We start from the raw sequence: 20,727 nt of genomic DNA, 5'->3' as shown, positions 1-20,727 counted from the left end.
AGCTAGCCGGTCGAGGGATTGGAGTGTCAGACATCATACCATCCTCTCAATGATCGCCTCCGCATCCTTCACCCGTATTCGCCCCGAATGAGTTTTGGTAAAAGTGCATCACGCAGTGCGGCGAGAGTGCGGGATTCTGGGATATTGATAATTATCCGAATCGATGGACGACTACACGAACTTGTTAAAAACTCTACCATAAGTTCTGGTGGAAGAGTGAGTCTGTAGTGGGCCATTTGGGCTGCCTGTTCGGCGGTTATGCTGCGCTCCAGCCACAAGACGTTCAATATCAGTAGTTCGTCCGGTCCGATCTGTCTGCCTGTCCTCGTCCCTTCGGAGACGGCCAGAAAATATAAGCTAACGCAATGTCTTCCTTATCAGAGTCTCAATGCAAACTCTGATTTCCCTTCTTACACTTTCCATCACCGACGCACGTGCATACCCTCTGTCCATACCAACGTTCGAGGCACACGGTCGTGTGCTCCGACCAGGCGTCTCCATAACGCATCGGCGTCGCCATTCCCGTTACTCCATACCTGTGCCCGGTATACCCCTTGGCAATGGAAACGTGCGTGCTTCATCTGAAACAATCAGATCAAATGTTAACCGGTATAAGAGCCTGTTTCAAAAAACATTTACGAGAAGTTATTTCATTGATTCCTGACCGCCTCCATGCTCATAACAATCACACCCAGCATCCCCGCGACCAGCACGGTCAACGGCGGGCCACGTGCCGAATCGTGAGCATGGCTGCCGCACTCCAAACGCCGCGACACACGCATGACGAGCGGGAAAGGCAACCAATTCAGCGAGTGGTATGAAATTAGTTCTACTCTCTACAACCTACCCGCTACACCCCTTCAAGTTCTGACAATGCTTCTTCAACCGGAATCACGTGGGCAGGTCCTCCGATGGGGGCGACTACGGTTTCCAGGTTCAGGCCAAGGTCGTGGATCGCGGCGACGACGGTCGGTGCGTGATCGCGGTGGGTGATGAATACGACCGTCGGCCCGGTGTCGGTGCTGGCGTAGACCGGCACGCCACGGGCACGCAGGTCGTTGCAAAGCCGAAAGAGGGTGATGTTTTCCGGTTCCCAGCCGATGATTCGCTGCTCACGCGAACCAGACATGGTGACGCCGTGCAGGCGCATGCTGTCGAGTTCGGCCAGTTGTCCGATGGTCTGCCAGTCGCCCCGACGCACGGCACTGATACACTCGCGCACTTCGTCGCCGCGGGCCAGCATCCAGGAGCGAAAAAAGATGCTGTTTGGCGCATCGTGATGAGCCTGTTCGGTTTTCAGGCCGATCCGCGAGTCGATTGGCACGGTGATGAGGGCAACATCGGCGAGTTCGTTGTGCTGGTCGAGCCGCACGGCATAACTTTCAGTGGGGGAGATGCCGGGGTAGCTGAGCCAGAGTGCCAGGCCGCCGGCAGTACTGCGACACCCCGAACCGGCCAGCAGGCGGGCAAGGGTGGAGAGAAAGCGGGTGTGGCCGGCCAGTTCCGGGCCGAAGAGGGCGCTGATGGCCGCACAGGCCAGGGCCGCTGCTGCCGAAGCACTGGTGCCCAGTCCTTTGCCGGCCACCTTTGTGCGCAGTACATTGCGCGAGATGACCCGGGCACGACTGCTTATGCCGGCCAGTGAACGTACTGCATCGAGCACAGTAACCACGCGCTCAAGTTCGCGGCCCTGGGCGGGAATACCGCCGATTATGGCAGTGTCGGCCGGTAGTGCTGGATCAAACTCAACCAGGGTGGTCGTATGCGCCGCAGCATTGTTTAGCGAGATCGAGGGCAGAAAGGCAATCCGTTGTGTCCAATCGCTCAGGCCGTGATACTTCAGTACCCCTTGCATCGGGTAGGCACGGGCCGCTGCCATCCCTTGCGCACGGGCAGGAGGTAACGGCGGTGGAGGGGGTGGTAGCAGGTTGTGCTGTTGTAATTCAGCCAGAATCTGTTCGTGGGCGGTACGCATTGGTACCACGAGATCGCTTACATAATGTGGAATGGTAGACTGGTTCATAGTTTCTGGTGCTTTCCCGTGTTGAGATGAGAATCTGCTTCCAACTATGTTTACCCGATGAAGGTTGTGATTCCGGCGGTCTGCATCAGGTTTACGCTTGCAACCGCTGGCTTATGGTAACCCAGGTTGCCACCTATACTGTGAGCAGGCCACGTGAGGGCTGACTGCCAGGATGAACAGCATAACGCTGTGCGCAACATCGGGCGACGTACCTGTATGAACGATGTGGGTAGCAGCCAGTTCCGTAGACGCCCTACGTCACGTCCGCTTCACGGTAACAACTCGGGTTATGCCCATCCTCTGTGTCCTCCGTGCCTCTGTGATGACAAAGGTAGCAACCTGGCTTATGGTAACAAAGCAGTCAGATGATCGTGATGATCACGCCCGTTGTGCCTGTGACCGGCAGAATGACCGGTGCACTGTGCGCCGGCGATTGAGCGTGGTAGCTGCGGAAGTATGGCTTCCGCACGCCAAACCACGCGATACGTGCATCACGACGCGGAACGGTTTTCTGGTCAGCCTCGCCAGAACGGGTGCGCTGTGGTCAAACAGCGCACCTGGTTGCGTAGACACCGCTTACTGACGACCGCCATAATTCGGGGCCTGCTTGGTAATCACTACATCGTGCGGATGGCTTTCGATCTGTCCGGCAGTGGTGATCCGAATGAAGCGGGCATCGCGGCGCAGGGCTTCGATGTTGGCTGCTCCGACATAGCCCATCCCGGCGCGCAAACCACCTACCAGTTGGTAGACGGTATCGCTCAGTGGCCCTTTGAACGGCACCATGCCTTCGATGCCCTCGGCAACCAGTTTGCGCGCCTCGGTCACATTGGTCTGGAAGTAGCGATCACCACCACCGCGCTGCATAGCGCCGATGCTCCCCATTCCACGGTAGCTCTTGTAACTGCGCCCCTCGTACAGGATGAGTTCGCCGGGACTCTCTTCGGTGCCGGCGAAGATCGAGCCGATCATCACGCTGTGGGCACCGGCAGCAATTGCCTTTGGAATATCACCAGAATATTTGATACCGCCATCGGCAATGATTGGGATGCCGTAGGGTTCGGCGGCGCGTGCGCAATCGAAAATTGCCGTGATCTGCGGCATGCCGGCACCGGTGACGACTCGGGTCGTGCAGATGGAGCCTGGTCCCTGTCCGACTTTGACCCCATCGACCCCACGCTCGATCAGGGCAATGGTTGCGGCAGCAGTTGAGACATTGCCGCCAATGATCTGAACCCGTGGGAACAATTCGCGTAATTTGACCACGGCATTCAATACGCCACGCGAATGGCCGTGAGCGGTATCGATGACCAGCACATCAACCCCGGCGCGCACCAGTTCGGTCGCCCGCTCGATGTAATCGCCACTAACGCCGACGGCTGCGCCAACGCGCAGCCGTCCCATGTCATCTTTGCAGGCGTGCGGATACTCGATCCGCTTCATGATGTCTTTGACGGTAATCATGCCACTCAGCTTACCGCGTTCGTCCACAACCAGTACCTTCTCGATCCGGTGGCGGTGTAAGACCTCCTTCGCCTCTTCGAGCGTTGTGCCTTCGGGCACCGTCACCAGATTCCGCGATGTCATCAGATCGCGAATCGGGCGGTTACGATCGGTCTCGAACCGCAAATCGCGATTGGTGATGATCCCGACCAGATCGCCATCGGCAGTTGTGACCGGAACGCCGGAAATCTTGTATTCGGCCATCAGATCGAGTGCATCGCCCACTGTGCGGTCGGGCGGAAGGGTGATTGGATCGGTGATCATACCGCTCTCTGAGCGTTTCACCTTGCGTACCATTTCGGCCTGACTGGCAATGGGCATATTTTTGTGAATGATCCCGATCCCTCCCTCACGGGCCAAAGCAATTGCCAGCCGGTGCTCGGTAACGGTGTCCATCGCTGCGCTGACGATGGGGATATTGAGGCGAATGTTGCGGGTGAGCCAGGTTGAGACATCGACTGTGGCTGGTAAGACATCAGATTCTGCCGGAATGAGCAACACATCGTCGAACGTCAATCCTTCGCGGGTAAATTTTTCTTCCCAGGCAATGCCCATAGTGACCTCCACATCATAATGATGTACAAAAATCCCCCGCGGTCGGCGCAGGGGGATCGAAGACTACCGCATTGAGACGGTACCGTGCGCATTGGTGGATACCGTTTCGCCTGTACTATACTCCGAGCTGACTGCCTCGTCAAACCGGTGCTGACCCGGTGGCAATCTATCCTGAGCCACCGGGATGCCTGATAGCGCTATGTCACGACAATCTACAGTATAAATCCCATAACCTGGCATTGTCAGGTCGTGAAAGGTATTCTCGCCGTTACGCCAAAATGCTATGATAACAATAACACAGTGCAGCAATGTGGAGAGGAGTGGCGTCTATGATGAAGCGAATTCTCCGTAGTTTGGGTTTTGTGGCCGCGAATGTGATTGTGATGATAATTTTGCATGGTAATTCAAAGCAGTTCTGGCCAAAAATCCCCTACCTGAGCCTGCGGAATGAGAGCATTGCCGAGCATACCCGTCTCCTCTTTAATACAATGGCGCTGGTCACGCTCGGCCAGGCCCTCATCGGCAAATTACCACGCGAGCGCTGGTTGCCGCGTGGGATTGTGCTGGCAGTCTTTCCGGCGTTACTACCGGCGCTCATCTTTTTCGGGCAGCGGGTGTTGCGTTTGCAGGGTGATGCCGGCGAACGGTATAACTTGAGTCTGGTGCCGCTGTTGCCGATAGCGGCGTCGGTGGTAGAAGAGGTGCTAACCGCGAAGTTCAATCCGCCCGCTGCTGAACCGCACGCCGATTACAGTCATCTGGTCTAGGTAGAGAACTTATTTCAACCTGAGTTGCTACCTTTGTCACCATAGAGGCACAGAGGATGGATATAACCTGAGTTGCTACCGTGAGGCGTGACCTGGCGCGTCTTTGGGAACTGGCTGCTCCCCACATCGTTCATGTAAGTACGCCGCACGGTGATATGTGCAATGTCGTGCTGTTCATCCTGGCAGTCAGCCTCTGTGGTCTGCTCACAGCATAGGTCAACTTGGGCTAAGGTAACTGCTGGCGTCTGCTTCACCGCCATTCAGCGAACATCACATCACTCCCACGAGTAGGGACACCGACCCCGCCGCGTACCGGTGCTCCCTGCTCGTCGCGTACAGTGAACGTCACCTCCTGACGCGGGCGGAGGCCGCAGATGCGCGCATTTCCTGCGGCGTCAGTCAAATGCACTGCGTAGTCGCAATCCGTCTATCGAAACAACCCAACCATTGGTATTGACACCCCTGATCTGGATCAAAACGCAGCCTGCATCTTCCGCTTCGCTGAGCTTCACAAACCGTAGCCGCGGTGGTTCGGGGGGAATGGTTGGTGTTGGCGGTGGCGGCACGTCTGTATTGTCGATCAGCCAGCGTTCGATATAGCCACTCCGACCACTCAGGCTCTGATCATTACTGGTGCGAATGCGTATCCAGTACCATCCGGCAGGTTGATCACTCAAAATCTCAACTTCATCACCATTGCGGATCGGGTCACTTAAGGCACTGGTCGTCGCCGGTTCGGTGTACAGGCGAGCAAACGGCCCCAGTCCATCTTCTTCAATCCGTCCGGTATAGCGATATTCGGCACGGACACCGGCTACAGTGCGTACACTGATGTAGTCGCGCAGCGTCACGGCTGCGCCGGGTACCGGCGTATCGTTGAGTTCGAGCGTGAACGGGATTGCACCGGCCAGCGGGATGGTGAGATCGGGTAAACGCAGACGAAGCTCGTTGTCGCTACTACCATCGACAATTGTCAACGCAATCGGTTCATAACCGGCTGCGCGCAGAGTCGCCGTGCGCACATCGGCCAGCCTGGCACCCTGTACCGTAAATTCCAACGGTGTTGATCTGATGTACAGATCGGTGGGAACGATGCGGTCAATCTGAAACGATAGCACATACACCGGTGACGGTTGTGGGGTGGCCGTTGGTGAAGGAGTAGGTGGTGCAACCGTTGCTGTTGGTGCAACAACTGCCGTTGGTGAAACGGGAGTCGGCTCCGTAGTTGGGATTGATGATCTGTTCAGGCCAATTGTGGCCAGGACGGCAAGTAGCACAATGATCACAACCCCAATCCCAACCGGTACCGACCAGTTCAGGTTCGTGGATGGCGTTGTTGCTTTCAGGTCGGCCAGCTCTCGTTCGAGTGAGTCAATCGTCCGCATGACCTGCCCTACCCGTGGATCGTGAGCCGGCAACCGGTCGAGCGCACTACGGTAGGTGGCGAGGGCCTGTGCCGGCTGTCCCTGTTCATGGAGGGTAGTGGCATCGGCGATGAGCTGACCAACCGGATCGACGAGCGAAGGTGGCGATGGTGGAGGAACAGGTGCTTCTACCGTTGCCATTGCCGGCGACGGCAGAATCGCTTGCCATTCTTTGAGCTGCGGGCAGTTCATCGGGGTTGAACTTTGCCAGAGGCGGTCGAGCATTTGCGCCACCCCAAGTCCCCAGCGGCGCGCCAATGCCTCACGCAGAATGTGGTACCGTTCACCGGTGCTAAGCAGGTCATCGTGCGCGAAGAAGCTATCGCCGGCAGCGGCATTCCGCACCTCTTCATCACACCAGCCAAGCAGTTCAAGAATCAGCAGAGCACCGTTGAAGCGATCTCCAGCCAGCCCTTGCGCCGGAACAGGGTGGTGATACGGACTCACCGGTTGGGGAAGCGGTAAGCGTAGCACACCTACACCATGCATTGTCTCCAGATCGACAAGGGCGATAGGAGCCGCTGCACCTGGATCGATCAATCCCGGCAGCATCACATGCGCTGCCTGCAAGTCACCGTGAACCAGACCTCGTTGCTCAAGTGTGACCAGCAGATCGGTTAGCGCGCGAGCCAGACTCAAACTCTGCGCGGCACTGAGTGGCCGCCGATGGTGAATCAGTTCCTGCCAGGGCGGGCCATACACCCACGGCATCAGAATCGCGTACTCTAGTTCAGGTCGAGTCGTCGTAAGAGCTGGTTGGTTTGCCGTGGTAATGATCATCCGTCGTGCTACCTGTAAACCGGGAATGGCGCTGAGGGGCTGAATCTGAGTCGCGTGGGTGCTGAGGGTCTGATCGCGAATCTGCTCTTGTATCTTCAGGGCAACGAAGCCACCGGCGGTGCGTAGCTGGACAACCCGGCTGTATTGACCTTCCTGGATAAACGGACGACCGGGAAGGGCCGGGTGAGCACACACTTGATAGCTGATGCCGTCAATGATCAGTTGTTCGTCTATAGCAGGCTGAAAGGACATGGGTTTGGTCACAGTCTGAGCAGTTGCAGGCAGTCAAACACGTTCGTAACTACGCTGTAGATGATATAAGCAGTATACCATCTTGCTACGCTCTCGTTGATCAGGTTGAATGCTTTGAGGAAGGTCAGGCGAATAGCCATGCCTCTTGTTTCCAGAACATGGCATGGGGATGGATCGACGGTACCCTGTCGGATGCATGCTATGCGTGGCATTCATATCATCAACCAGAATTTGATCTTGAACTACACAGCAATTCTGCGCGTTATGCAAGTGTCTTCGGTCAGATGGTGAACAATTCTCAATTGTTGAGGTCTTGACGAATTGCGTTATACACTGTAGGCTATAGTATGCACCCCTTGTTATCTATATCACAACCGGTCTATTAGCATTTGCGTCAAGGAGGATGGTCGATGATCGACACTGCGCCCCTTGCCCCACCACGGGCGCCCCGCTCTAATCCGATTCGGGATCGAGTTGATTGGGAAGCTCAGCGCGCTGCTGCGCTGGCAGATCCCGGTGCCTTTCATGGCGCGATTGCCCGGACAGTTATCCACTGGTACGACCCACAACACCATTGCTGGATTCGCTTCAACGAGTCTAGTCAGCGTTGGGAAGGGCTGGATGCCGCTACCGGTGCCCCTGTAACGGTAGACTATCCCGCCGATTATCAGCCCTGGCAACAGGCGTTTGATGATAGTGAAGCGCCGTTTTACCGCTGGTTTAGTGGTGGGTTGACAAATGCCTGCTTTAATGAAGTAGACCGGCATGTCATGATGGGCTATGGCGACGAGGTGGCCTACTACTTTGAAGGTGACCGCTGGGATAACTCGCTCAACAATGGTCGTGGTGGTCCGGTTGTCCAGGAGACAATCACGCGGCGGCGCCTGTTGGTGGAGGTGGTGAAGGCTGCGCAGGTGTTGCGTGATCTGGGCCTGAAGAAGGGTGATCGGATTGCTCTGAATATGCCGAATATTATGCCGCAGATTTATTATACGGAAGCGGCAAAACGACTGGGTATTCTGTACACGCCGGTCTTCGGTGGCTTCTCGGACAAGACTCTTTCCGACCGTATTCACAATGCCGGTGCACGAGTGGTGATTACCTCTGATGGTGCGTACCGCAACGCGCAGGTGGTGCCCTACAAAGAAGCGTATACCGATCAGGCGCTCGATAAGTATATTCCGGTTGAGACGGCGCAGGCGATTGTTGCGCAGACCCTGGCCACCTTGCCCCTGACTGAGTCGCAGCGCCAGACGATCATCACCGAAGTGGAGGCCGCACTGGCCGGTGAGATTACGGTTGAGCGCTCGGACGTGATGCGTGGGGTTGGTTCTGCCCTCGCAAAGCTCCGCGATCTTGATGCAAGCGTGCAGGCAAAGGTGCGTACAGTACTGGCGCAGGCGCTGGTCGAGTCGCCGCCGCGGGTTGAAGCTGTGGTGGTTGTGCGTCATACCGGTCAGGAGATTTTGTGGAACGAGGGGCGAGATCGCTGGAGTCACGACTTGCTGGATGCTGCGCTGGCGAAGATTCTGGCCAATGCGCGTGCTGCCGGCTTTGATGTGCACAGTGAGAATGATCTGCTCAATCTCCCCGATGACCAGCTTATCCGTGCGCTCTACGCCAGTATTCCCTGTGAACCGGTTGATGCTGAATATCCGATGTTTATCATTTACACATCGGGTAGCACCGGTAAGCCCAAGGGTGTGATCCACGTTCACGGCGGTTATGTCGCCGGTGTGGTGCACACCTTGCGGGTCAGTTTTGACGCCGAGCCGGGTGATACGATATATGTGATCGCCGATCCGGGCTGGATCACCGGTCAGAGCTATATGCTCACAGCCACAATGGCCGGTCGGCTGACCGGGGTGATTGCCGAGGGATCACCGCTCTTCCCCTCAGCCGGGCGTTATGCCAGCATCATCGAGCGCTATGGGGTGCAGATCTTTAAGGCGGGTGTGACCTTCCTCAAGACAGTGATGTCCAATCCGCAGAATGTTGAAGATGTGCGACTCTATGATATGCACTCGCTGCGGGTTGCAACCTTCTGCGCCGAGCCGGTCAGTCCGGCGGTGCAGCAGTTTGGTATGCAGATCATGACCCCGCAGTATATCAATTCGTACTGGGCGACCGAGCACGGTGGAATTGTCTGGACGCATTTCTACGGTAATCAGGACTTCCCGCTTCGTCCCGATGCCCATACCTATCCCTTGCCCTGGGTGATGGGTGATGTCTGGGTGGCCGAAACTGATGAGAGCGGGACGACGCGCTATCGGGTCGCTGATTTCGATGAGAAGGGCGAGATTGTGATTACCGCCCCGTATCCCTACCTGACCCGCACACTCTGGGGTGATGTGCCCGGTTTCGAGGCGTACCTGCGCGGTGAGATTCCGCTGCGGGCCTGGAAGGGTGATGCCGAGCGTTTCGTCAAGACCTACTGGCGACGTGGGCCAAACGGTGAATGGGGCTATATCCAGGGTGATTTTGCCATCAAGTACCCCGATGGTAGCTTCACGCTCCACGGACGCTCTGACGATGTGATCAATGTGTCGGGCCACCGTATGGGCACCGAGGAGATTGAGGGTGCCATTTTGCGTGACCGCCAGATCACGCCCGACTCGCCCGTCGGTAATTGTATTGTGGTCGGTGCGCCGCACCGTGAGAAGGGTCTGACCCCGGTTGCCTTCATTCAACCTGCGCCTGGCCGTCATCTGACCGGCGCCGACCGGCGCCGTCTCGATGAGCTGGTGCGTACCGAGAAGGGGGCGGTCAGTGTCCCAGAGGATTACATCGAGGTCAGTGCCTTTCCCGAAACCCGCAGCGGGAAGTATATGCGGCGCTTTTTGCGCAATATGATGCTCGATGAACCACTGGGTGATACGACGACGTTGCGCAATCCTGAAGTGCTCGAAGAGATTGCAGCCAAGATCGCTGAGTGGAAACGCCGTCAGCGTATGGCCGAAGAGCAGCAGATCATCGAACGCTATCGCTACTTCCGGATCGAGTATCACCCACCAACGGCCAGTGCGGGTAAACTCGCGGTAGTGACGGTGACAAATCCGCCGGTGAACGCACTGAATGAGCGTGCGCTCGATGAGTTGAACACAATTGTTGACCACCTGGCCCGTCGTCAGGATGTTGCCGCAATTGTCTTCACCGGACAGGGCGCCAGGAGTTTTGTCGCCGGCGCTGATATTCGCCAGTTGCTCGAAGAGATTCATACGGTTGAAGAGGCAATGGCCCTGCCGAATAACGCCCATCTTGCTTTCCGCAAGATTGAGCGTATGAATAAGCCGTGTATCGCGGCGATCAACGGTGTGGCGCTCGGTGGTGGTCTGGAATTCGCCATGGCCTGCCATTACCGGGTTGCCGATGTCTATGCCGAATTCGGTCAGCCAGAGATTAATCTGCGCTTGCTACCTGGTTATGGTGGCACGCAGCGCTTGCCGCGCCTGTTGTACAAGCGCAACAACGGCACCGGTCTGCTCCGAGCGCTGGAGATGATTCTGGGTGGGCGTAGCGTACCGGCTGATGAGGCGCTGGAGCTGGGTCTGATCGATGCCATTGCTACCGGCGATCAGGACTCACTGTCGCTGGCATGCGCGTTAGCCCGTGCCGCAATCGGCGCCGATGGTCAGTTGATCGAGTCGGCTGCGGTGACCCAGGCTTTCCGCCATCGCCACGAGCAGCTTGACGAGTGGCGCAAACCAGACCCGCGCTTTGCCGATGACGAACTGCGCTCGATTATCGCCCATCCACGTATCGAGCGGATTATCCGGCAGGCCCATACCGTTGGGCGCGATGCGGCAGTGCATCGGGCACTGGATGCAATCCGCTATGGCATTATCCACGGCTTCGAGGCCGGTCTGGAGCACGAGGCGAAGCTCTTTGCCGAGGCAGTGGTTGACCCGAACGGTGGCAAGCGTGGTATTCGCGAGTTCCTCGACCGCCAGAGTGCGCCGTTGCCAACCCGCCGACCATTGATTACACCTGAACAGGAGCAACTCTTGCGCGATCAGAAAGAACTGTTGCCGGTTGGTTCACCCTTCTTCCCCGGTGTTGACCGGATTCCGAAGTGGCAGTACGCGCAGACGGTTATTCGTGATCCGGACACCGGTGCGGCGGCTCACGGCGATCCCATCGTGGCTGAAAAGCAGATTATTGTGCCGGTGGAACGCCCCCGCGCCAATCAGGCGCTGATCTATGTTCTGGCCTCGGAGGTGAACTTCAACGATATCTGGGCGATTACCGGTATTCCGGTGTCACGGTTTGATGAGCACGACCGCGACTGGCACGTTACCGGTTCAGGTGGCATCGGCCTGATCGTTGCGCTGGGTGAAGAGGCGCGACGCGAAGGCCGGCTGAAGGTGGGTGATCTGGTGGCGATCTACTCCGGGCAGTCGGATCTGCTCTCACCGCTGATGGGCCTTGATCCGATGGCCGCCGATTTCGTCATCCAGGGGAACGACACGCCAGATGGATCGCATCAGCAATTTATGCTGGCCCAGGCCCCGCAGTGTCTGCCCATCCCAACCGATATGTCTATCGAGGCAGCCGGCAGCTACATCCTCAATCTCGGTACGATCTATCGCGCCCTCTTTACGACGTTGCAAATCAAGGCCGGACGCACCATCTTTATCGAGGGTGCGGCGACCGGTACCGGTCTGGACGCAGCGCGCTCGGCGGCCCGGAATGGTCTGCGCGTAATTGGAATGGTCAGTTCGTCGTCACGTGCGTCTACGCTGCTGGCTGCGGGTGCCCACGGTGCGATTAACCGTAAAGACCCGGAGGTTGCCGATTGTTTCACGCGCGTGCCCGAAGATCCATCAGCCTGGGCAGCCTGGGAAGCCGCCGGTCAGCCGTTGCTGGCGATGTTCCGGGCGCAGAACGACGGGCGACTGGCCGATTATGTGGTCTCGCACGCGGGCGAGACGGCCTTCCCGCGCAGTTTCCAGCTTCTCGGCGAGCCACGCGATGGTCACATTCCGACGCTCACATTCTACGGTGCCACCAGTGGCTACCACTTCACCTTCCTGGGTAAGCCAGGGTCAGCTTCGCCGACCGAGATGCTGCGGCGGGCCAATCTCCGCGCCGGTGAGGCGGTGTTGATCTACTACGGGGTTGGGAGCGATGACCTGGTAGATACCGGCGGTCTGGAGGCTATCGAGGCGGCGCGGCAAATGGGAGCGCGGATCGTCGTCGTTACCGTCAGCGATGCGCAACGCGAGTTTGTCCTCTCGTTGGGCTTCGGGGCTGCCCTACGTGGTGTCGTCAGCCTGGCGGAACTCAAACGGCGCTTCGGCGATGAGTTTGAGTGGCCGCGCACGATGCCGCCGTTGCCGAACGCCCGCCAGGACCCGCAGGGTCTGAAAGAGGCTGTCCGCCGCTTCAACGATCTGGTCTTCAAGCCGCTAGGAAGCGCGGTCGGTGTCTTCTTGCGGAGTGCCGACAATCCGCGTGGCTACCCCGATCTGATCATCGAGCGGGCTGCCCACGATGCACTGGCGGTGAGCGCGATGCTGATCAAGCCCTTCACCGGACGGATTGTCTACTTCGAGGACATTGGTGGGCGGCGTTACTCCTTCTTCGCACCGCAAATCTGGGTGCGCCAGCGCCGCATCTACATGCCGACGGCACAGATCTTTGGTACGCACCTCTCAAATGCGTATGAAATTCTGCGTCTGAATGATGAGATCAGCGCCGGTCTGCTGACGATTACCGAGCCGGCAGTGGTGCCGTGGGATGAACTACCCGAAGCACATCAGGCGATGTGGGAAAATCGCCACACGGCGGCCACTTATGTGGTGAATCATGCCTTACCACGTCTCGGCCTAAAGAACAGGGACGAGCTGTACGAGGCGTGGACGGCCGGCGAGCGGTAGCGCGGATGGGTATTGAACAGGTAACGGACGGAAGATCGAACCTTCCGTCCGTTATCTTTTGGCCGTCGAAGCGTGCTGAGCCGATTATCGTTGCCGTGGTTGTCCCGATGGGCAGACGCGCTCGAACCAGATGATACCACCGACGGCTATCGTCACCAAACCGGCGAAGACCAGGTAAGCCTCTGAAGGACGCGCCTGCGTAATGTACACTCCCACCAACCCGCTCGCGCCGGCCAGCAGGTAGCATGTGAGCACAGCTTCACGCTTTGTCATCCCCAGCGCGTGCAGGCGATGAGAGAGATGATCTTTGCCTGCGGTTGTAAAGGGATTCACCCCGCGCCGGATACGGGCGACAGTCACCAGTGCCAGATCGAAGAGTGGTAAGCCGAGCACACATACCGGTACCAGCCAGGTCACCAGGGGGATGTTGTTCAGAAAGCGGAGTTTAATTGCCAGGGCAGCCAGAATAAACCCGATAAACAGGCTACCGGTATCGCCCATGAAGATACTGGCCGGATTGAAGTTGTAGCGGAGAAAGCCGATACAGGCACCGATCAATGCCGCCGCCATCGCCCCAACCAGTACCTGCCGCGGTTGATTCATGGCCGCCAGCAGGAGAAAAAACGCCGCCGCGATAATGGCAACACCACTCGATAGCCCGTCCATGTTGTCGAGAAAATTGATGGCGTTGGTAATAACAACCACCCACAAGAGCGTCACCATCCAGTTGAGGATCGGCTCCGCGAAGAGTTGCACCTGGGTACCGCCGAGCAGCAAGACGGTTGCCGCCAGGATTTGACCGCCGAGCTTGACAAGTGCCTTCATTCCCCAGCGGTCATCGGCCAGACCGAAGAGCGAGACAATAGTAGCGCCGAGCAAGATGCCGATCAGTTCACGAATATGCGCCAGGTCGCCGAACAAGAGCAGGGCAGCCACAAACGCGGCATAGATCGCCGCACCGCCGAGGAGCGGGATCGGTGTGGAGTGACTATCACGGCTGCGTGGGATCGCAATGAAGCCACTGCGCAATGCGGCCCGTCGGGCCAGCGGCGTCGCCAGGATCGAGAAGGTAAGGGCGGCGATGAGGATTAAGGCAATACTGGCCATATCGCGGGTTCCCCGGTCTTGCAAAGGAAAGCAATCTCTTGCGAACCTGTCCTCTCGCCTTACGATGTGGCAGTATGGTGTGCAATGATCATTGTCGCACCTGTTCCAGTACCGTAATGAGCTGTTCGACCTGGGCTGCTTCGTTGTTGCGACCACTGCTCTTAAGTATCGAGAGCAAGCGTTGCGCTTCGGCGACAGCCGCATCGTACTGAAGCGTTTCGCTCAACACCAGGGTGTATTGCTGGCTGAGCGCAGTATTGGTGGGCTGGATGGCTACGGCACGGGCGTATGGTGCCACCGCACCGGCGATGTCGCCGGTCTGGACTGCCAGGCGGGCGACGGCGGCATACAATCTGCTCGCCTGGTCGGATAGTGCCGGCAGTTCAATCGCCCGTTCGGGCTTCCCTTGAGCTTCGGTGAAGATTTGGTCGGCGCGTTCGGCCTGCACAGCGAAGGCCGAACGAAGCTGGCTTAGTAAATCAGGCCGGCTCTGCAACGCACGAGCAATGCGATCGAGATTATCAACCATCTGCTGCGGTGACCGTTCAATAGCCTGAACGTAGAAGGTTGTCGCAGCGTCCAGATCGCCGGTACGGAAGCGCACCAGGTCACCCCGCCGCAGCGCCGTATCGCCGTAGCGCGGATCGAGACGGGCCGATGTCTGCAACAGTTCATCAGCCTGCTGGAAGAAGGCACTGGCCTGCGCCGTATCGCCGTTCGTCGTTGCATATTCGGCCAGTTGCATCAACACACCGGCGCGCTCGTTGATCAGGGTGACATCACGAGGTGCAATCTCTGCCACCCGTTCGTACCAGTCAAGCGCCTTGTACAACCGTTGGACATCACCCGTCCAGCCGTACCAGAAGGTGTTGATCCGTCCTGAATTGGCATAATGATCTTTGTTCAGCGGGCTGATCTGATGGGCACGGAGTAGCGCTGCTTCGGCATGAGCCAGCAAACTGAGGGGTGTCGAGCGTTGAACAAACGCCGTGATTGCCGGTACGCTATCAAGACGGAGTAAGGCGTCAAGATCGGGTTGACCGGCGTCACCGATAGCGACACCCTGATTGCGCAGCCCGTCAGCCAGCGTCATCAGCGTGCGGGCAAGGTGGAGATAGTAGAAATCCTCGGCGGGATTGGCCCGAATCGCGCCCAGATATTCATTCAGCGCAGCCAGGATGATCTGCGCGGATGGGTTACTCTGTTCGCTGTAACTCTGCGCCTGCTGAAAGCGCATATCGGCGTAGACCGGTTGGACATTGAGCCACCAGACCAGTGCAACGGTGATCAGGCCGATCAGGCCGGCCATCCCGAACGTTGCGCCATCCGGTCGCTGAGCGCCGATCTGGCGTGCCGGTATTCGTTGCGGATTGCGCCGGGCAGGCTGGCGTCCGCCTGTCTTTGTCGGCTGGGCTGCCGGCTCTGGAACGGGTATCGCTGCCTGAGCATCTTCTATCTGCTTCGCTGCCACACTCAAGCCCAGCAACATCCAGAACATCATCAGCGTTGCCACAATCGGAATGCCGGTCAAGCCTTCAACCAGATGGGCTGTGATCGCACTCAGCACACCAATGATCAGCAGGTGATGACGCCAGCTCATCGAGGCTTGTAGTTGCCGCCAGCAAAACAGCACCAGGCTTCCGATCAGCCAGCAGTAGGCGGCTAACCCTAAGAGACCTTTCGTCACGACCTCATCGAGGAAGGCTTGATGCGAGCGGTCTGGTGACGCACCCCGCGCTTCGACATTAGCCAGCGACGGCGGATAGAAGCGGTTGAACGCGACAAACATACTCTCTGGCCCCCAACCGATGATCAGCCGCAGCGGATCACTGGTAATCAGGCCGAGCGTACCGCCGGCGTGCTCGTCACCTACCCAGATCAGACGACGCACCAGCCCGGTACCACTCTCCACCTCCAGCAGTCGCCCCATCCGTCCCACATAGGGAATCTCGCGCAGACGGTTGAAGAAGGGCGCATCCGACAGATTAAACGCGATCAGGAAGCCACCAACGATCAACGTGAGAGCGATCCAGCCGGCCAGCATCTGACCCAGACGGCGACTGTTGCGTTCATCACCGGTCGCCGCCAATCGTCGTTTCCCAAACCAGAGCGCGAGCGAGATAAACAGAAAAAGACCAGCCCCCAGGCCGATCCATGGGCCGCGACTCTGACTGAAGAAGATCGTCAGCAGGATCAGCACCAACGCCAGCGCACTGGCTACCGCCTGCAACTGCCAGGTCAGCCGCGACGGTTCAGATGGTATCTTTCCGGCGAGACGTAATCCATAGCCGGCCAACAACGCTACCACCGCCCCCGCAAGCCAGAGCCACCAATCCAGCGCATTGGCCGCGATCTCGGCAGAGGCAACCTGCTGAACACCGGCGGTTGCATTGTAGGCAAAGCTGATCCCAAAGCCGAGCAGGAACAACAGGGTCACCACTAGCGGCCAGCGCGGTAGGGCCGCACCACGGTCGACGGTCAACAGCCACCACAGGGCCGTCGCACAGCCAACAGCCCCTGGAAAGAGCCACCAGTACCGAAAATCAATGGTGCGAATAGCAACACTAAACTTGACCGTCGCGAGAATGAGCAGGGTACCGGCCAGCCAGATCAGCAACTGGCTGCCTGCCCAACGCCATTCAGTTGCCGGCTGGCTCGCGCCCGGCGCCTGGCGGGCAGCCGCCAGTGCGGCCACCATGCGGTAGAGTGCCAGGGGCACGATCATGATCAGATAAGCGGCCACAAAGATCGAATTGCCCAGGGTTGAAGCTACACGCGCAATGACGTCGCCGCGCCAGGGCAGGGGATCAAGCTGATAGTGCTGCATGATCCCATAGATTGCCACCACGGTACCGGCTGCCAGATTAAGCGAAATAAAGCGCTCGCGTTGGGTGGCTGTGCGGAGCGTGGTTGCGATCAGCACACCGAATATGACATACGAAAGAAACGTATACAACCCCTGCATCCGCTGGTACGACCCCCACAGACTGGTCGCCGGTGTCACAGAGGTAATCGTTGTGAGCACAAAGACCGCGGTATAGCCTGCTACCGGCCAGAACAGCGGATGCCTGCGCAGCGCCGTCCAGTTCCAACCGGTTGTGGTCTGCCCGGCAGGACTCCGGCGATTGATCTGGTCGATCAGCCAGACCAGTGCCGCAGCCAGCCCGATCAGAGCCAGCGAACGCAACACAGCAGCTTTATCAGGTTCAAAGTGGCGCGCCGAGTAGAGGTTGAAATAGATCGGCACCAGCGTCAGTGCCAGCAACCAGCTTGCCTCGATAATCCGTGCGCTCCACCGGCCAAGAACACTATGGGAAGGCATAGCGAGTGTAGTAGCCTCTCTTCATCAAGTGATACACAGGGAACAATGGCTAACGTTCCGGAATTAATTCAGCCTGGCGATGCATCTGCCACGCCTGCGCCCGTTCGAGAATCTGACGGGCATTGGCGCGGCTATGATCGTTCGGAACACCATCAAGCATCGCTGCAATCTCATCAATCCGTTGTTCGGCGGATAATACCTCAACCGCTGTGCGGGTACGCCCGCCAACGACTTCCTTGCGAATATGGTAATGGGCATTGGCGAACGCAGCCACTTGTGGTAGGTGGGTGATACACAACACCTGATGGCGGCGACTGATCATCCATAACTTCTGCCCAACCACATGACCGGCGCGGCCACCGACCCCAACATCAATTTCATCAAAGACCAGGGTTGGCACTTCATCAACTTGCGACAGAATCGACTTCAGCGCCAGCAACAGCCGGGCACTCTCGCCACCTGATGCGATACGCGCCAGTGGTTTCAGCGGCTCACCAGGGTTAGGCGAAATTAGAAACTCAACCCGGTCGATACCGTTGCGATCACAGGCCAGGCGCCGACCATTGATCAGCGGCCCATTTGGATCATCCTGGTGATCAATCTGGACGGCAAACTGAACATTTGGCATCGCCAGGTCTTTCATGGCCATACTGATCTGCCGACTCAACTCTTCACCGACCTGCTTCCGCCGTTGCGATAGTTCGGCGGCCCGGCGCGCCAGCTCTTGCAGCAGAGCATGTTCTTGCGCTTCCAGAGCCGCAATCTGGGTTGTAGCACTACTCAATTGCTCGATCTCGTCGCCAGCGCGAGCAGCCTGCTCGATCAGCGTCGCCAAATCAACCCCATACTTGCGTTGCAGATCGCGCAGCACCGTCAACCGATCCTCAATCACCTCAAGTCGGCGCGGGTCAACATCAAGATGCGAGCGATAGCTCCGCAGGGCAATCACCAAATCTTCAAGCTGGTACTGAAGCTCAGTAGCCTGCTGGGCGAGCGGCGCAGCCCGATCATCGAAACGGCTCAATTCATTCAACGCATCAACTGCCAGCGCCATCGCTTCCGAAGCCGGTCGCCCACTGCGGCCCTCGCCACCGCTATACAAAGCTCGATACGCCTCATCGGCCAGGGTTGCAATCCGGGTCGCATTCTGCACGATACTGCGCTCGCGCAACAACTCCTCTTCTTCGCCTGGCCTGAGCTTTGCTGCCGCCACATCATCGCACAACAGTTGCAACTCCTCGATGCGGGCCTGGCGTCGCGCCTCACCGGTGCGTAAATCGTTCAACTGCGCCTGCACGGCACGCAAGGCAGCTAACTGATCGGTCACCTGTTGCCGGAGCGGCAACAGATCGCCGAAGCGGTCGAGCAGATCAAGATGCGTGCGTGGATTAAAAAGCGATTGCCCCTCGTGCTGCCCATGAATATCGATCAACCGGCTGCCAATCTCGCGGAGCACCGCACTATTCACGGCTCGACCATTGACACGAGCCACACTGCGCCCCGACTCAGCCGACATCTCACGGGTCAAAATAAGCTGACCGTCGTCTTCATCGTACAGATCATATTCAACCAGCAGAGGCACCAGGTGAGGGCAATCATCAAGACTAAAGACCCCCTCAACGCGGGCGCGCGCACAACCGGCGCGCACAAACGTTGGATCAACCCGGTCACCACGCAGGGTACCGAGCGCATCAATAATGATCGACTTACCGGCGCCGGTTTCACCGGTCAGCACATTGAAACCCTGCTCGAAGCGCAGATGCAGTCGGTCAATAATCGCAAAATCCTGGATCTGCAACTCAATCAGCATACGGCAGGCACTGCTCGCGTAGGCATATCTGCACGATTGTTATCACTGTTGTGCATTGTACCACAATCGATTGGTAGCGGGGGCATTACGGCGATGATAGATGCGGGAAGCGAAAGGTGAATCACGCAGAGATGTTCACCAACAAATACGCGAACTTATGTCATAAAAGTGGTGCTATCGTGCTGCCAGACGGTCGTCCAGGTGCATGAACGTTTGCCAATCACACACGACAGCCTACCCTACTGTTGGCCTGTTAGCAGAGAGAAGCTCTCATCGTGCCATCACGCGCTGGATGGATTGCCTTGCCTGCTCGTCATGTGCTTGTCTCGAAGTTTGGAGTCACGATCCGGCGTGTGGCATGCCGTTGACCATCCAGGTTACGGGGAGTCTGGATATGCTGGTTACGATCACAGAGTCGGTTAGGAATGAATGAGATGCCTTGCTGTACTGGTAGACGTTTTTGAAATAGGTTCTAGTAGAAACGTTTCCCCCAAGTAAGATCCACCGCCTGCATTTGCCCGCTTCACTTGCTCTCTTTAGCAATACTGGCAGCTAACAATATTACTCATCTCACTTTCGTCTAATATCTCTTACCAGACCGTTAGACGGCCTCCGCTCTATGCTTACAACGAGAGCGAAATGGGGAATGTCAGTCTTTTCCACGCTTCTGCACTTCCTGCTGGAGCTTATCATGCTGCTGCGCTCATCGTCAAGAGGTGATCATGCACGCCCAAAACTCCTAAAGTGCGCAAACCTATCCGCACCGAAGCAGCACATGCGCAGCGGAAGCGACATAAGGCCAGGGTCAACCGCTGTCCACAGGGAGACCGACTGACAACGCAGGGTGACAAGACCGCTGCCAGTTACGTCCCTGATCGTCGATAAACCGTATGCCACGTCCATTTCCTGCACTGTGGACAGCGCTGCAGCCGTCGTGGGCTACCCCTGGCCTTCCAGCGGACGCCTCCGCTGTCCCAGATAGAGCGTTCAAAGCCGCAGGGACAACGCATCATCCAGCTTTGCGACTCAGCGCGCATCGCTTCTGCCCAGGCTTGGGGTAGGATAGCGGTCCAGAACTTTTGCACGAAGGCCATAGTTGCTCTCCTCCAGGCCGGTTACCCTGTCTCAGGCAACAACGGTCTGCTGCCTGATACAATTGGCGGGATCGATAGGGCATTGGTGGTTTTTTGGGGATGGATTGCAATTCACCAGGCGGCGATATCCCTGCGCTGCATCGCACGGGTGGGGCACAATCGGCTGGGTGCAATGGTGAGAGGTAACCTGGCGGTGAATGCAGGGGCTATG

Annotated in this window: 8 protein-coding genes; 2 read left to right on the top strand and 6 right to left on the bottom strand. The window is 57.8% G+C overall.

Annotated features, from left to right (window positions below; translation table 11 throughout):
* Nucleotides 1–850: 850 nt before the first annotated feature.
* Nucleotides 851–2,023 (bottom strand): diphosphomevalonate decarboxylase, encoded by a 1,173-nt coding sequence (locus tag CAUR_RS03210; protein WP_012256513.1) that lies wholly within the window; start codon nucleotides 2,021–2,023, stop codon nucleotides 851–853.
* Nucleotides 2,024–2,599: 576 nt separating this feature from the next.
* Nucleotides 2,600–4,081 (bottom strand): IMP dehydrogenase, encoded by a 1,482-nt coding sequence (gene guaB / locus CAUR_RS03205; protein WP_012256512.1) that lies wholly within the window; start codon nucleotides 4,079–4,081, stop codon nucleotides 2,600–2,602.
* Between the two features lie 329 nt (nucleotides 4,082–4,410).
* Here guaB and CAUR_RS03200 point away from each other — a divergent pair, with 329 nt between their 5' ends.
* A complete protein-coding gene (locus CAUR_RS03200) occupies nucleotides 4,411–4,848 on the top strand; it encodes a hypothetical protein (protein ID WP_012256511.1) in 438 nt (145 codons plus the stop codon).
* A 395-nt stretch (nucleotides 4,849–5,243) separates the two neighbouring features.
* On the opposite strand, the gene CAUR_RS03195 is transcribed toward CAUR_RS03200, so the two are convergent.
* Nucleotides 5,244–7,304, bottom strand: a complete 2,061-nt coding sequence (locus CAUR_RS03195; protein WP_012256510.1) for a hypothetical protein — start codon at nucleotides 7,302–7,304, stop codon at nucleotides 5,244–5,246.
* Between the two features lie 410 nt (nucleotides 7,305–7,714).
* Between CAUR_RS03195 and pcs the strand changes: the two genes are divergently transcribed.
* On the top strand, nucleotides 7,715–13,183 hold the full coding sequence (pcs, locus tag CAUR_RS03190) for a propionyl-CoA synthase subunit Pcs (RefSeq protein WP_012256509.1): 5,469 nt from the start codon (nucleotides 7,715–7,717) through the stop codon (nucleotides 13,181–13,183).
* A gap of 84 nt (nucleotides 13,184–13,267) precedes the next feature.
* On the opposite strand, the gene CAUR_RS03185 is transcribed toward pcs, so the two are convergent.
* The 3 genes from CAUR_RS03185 to recN all read right to left on the bottom strand — a co-directional run bounded on the left by CAUR_RS03185 (nucleotide 13,268) and on the right by recN (nucleotide 19,422).
* On the bottom strand, nucleotides 13,268–14,290 hold the full coding sequence (locus CAUR_RS03185; protein ID WP_012256508.1) for an MraY family glycosyltransferase: 1,023 nt from the start codon (nucleotides 14,288–14,290) through the stop codon (nucleotides 13,268–13,270).
* An 88-nt stretch (nucleotides 14,291–14,378) separates the two neighbouring features.
* Entirely contained in the window at nucleotides 14,379–17,612 is a 3,234-nt protein-coding gene (locus CAUR_RS03180; RefSeq protein WP_012256507.1) for an O-antigen ligase family protein, read from the bottom strand.
* Nucleotides 17,613–17,661: 49 nt separating this feature from the next.
* Nucleotides 17,662–19,422 carry a DNA repair protein RecN gene (gene recN, locus CAUR_RS03175; protein ID WP_012256506.1) on the bottom strand — a complete coding sequence of 587 codons (1,761 nt, stop codon included), beginning with the start codon at nucleotides 19,420–19,422 and terminating at the stop codon, nucleotides 17,662–17,664.
* Nucleotides 19,423–20,727: the final 1,305 nt, after the last annotated feature.

The sequence above is a fragment of the Chloroflexus aurantiacus J-10-fl genome (assembly GCF_000018865.1).
GTDB lineage: Bacteria > Chloroflexota > Chloroflexia > Chloroflexales > Chloroflexaceae > Chloroflexus > Chloroflexus aurantiacus.
This window is presented reverse-complemented; position numbering and strand designations above follow the sequence as displayed.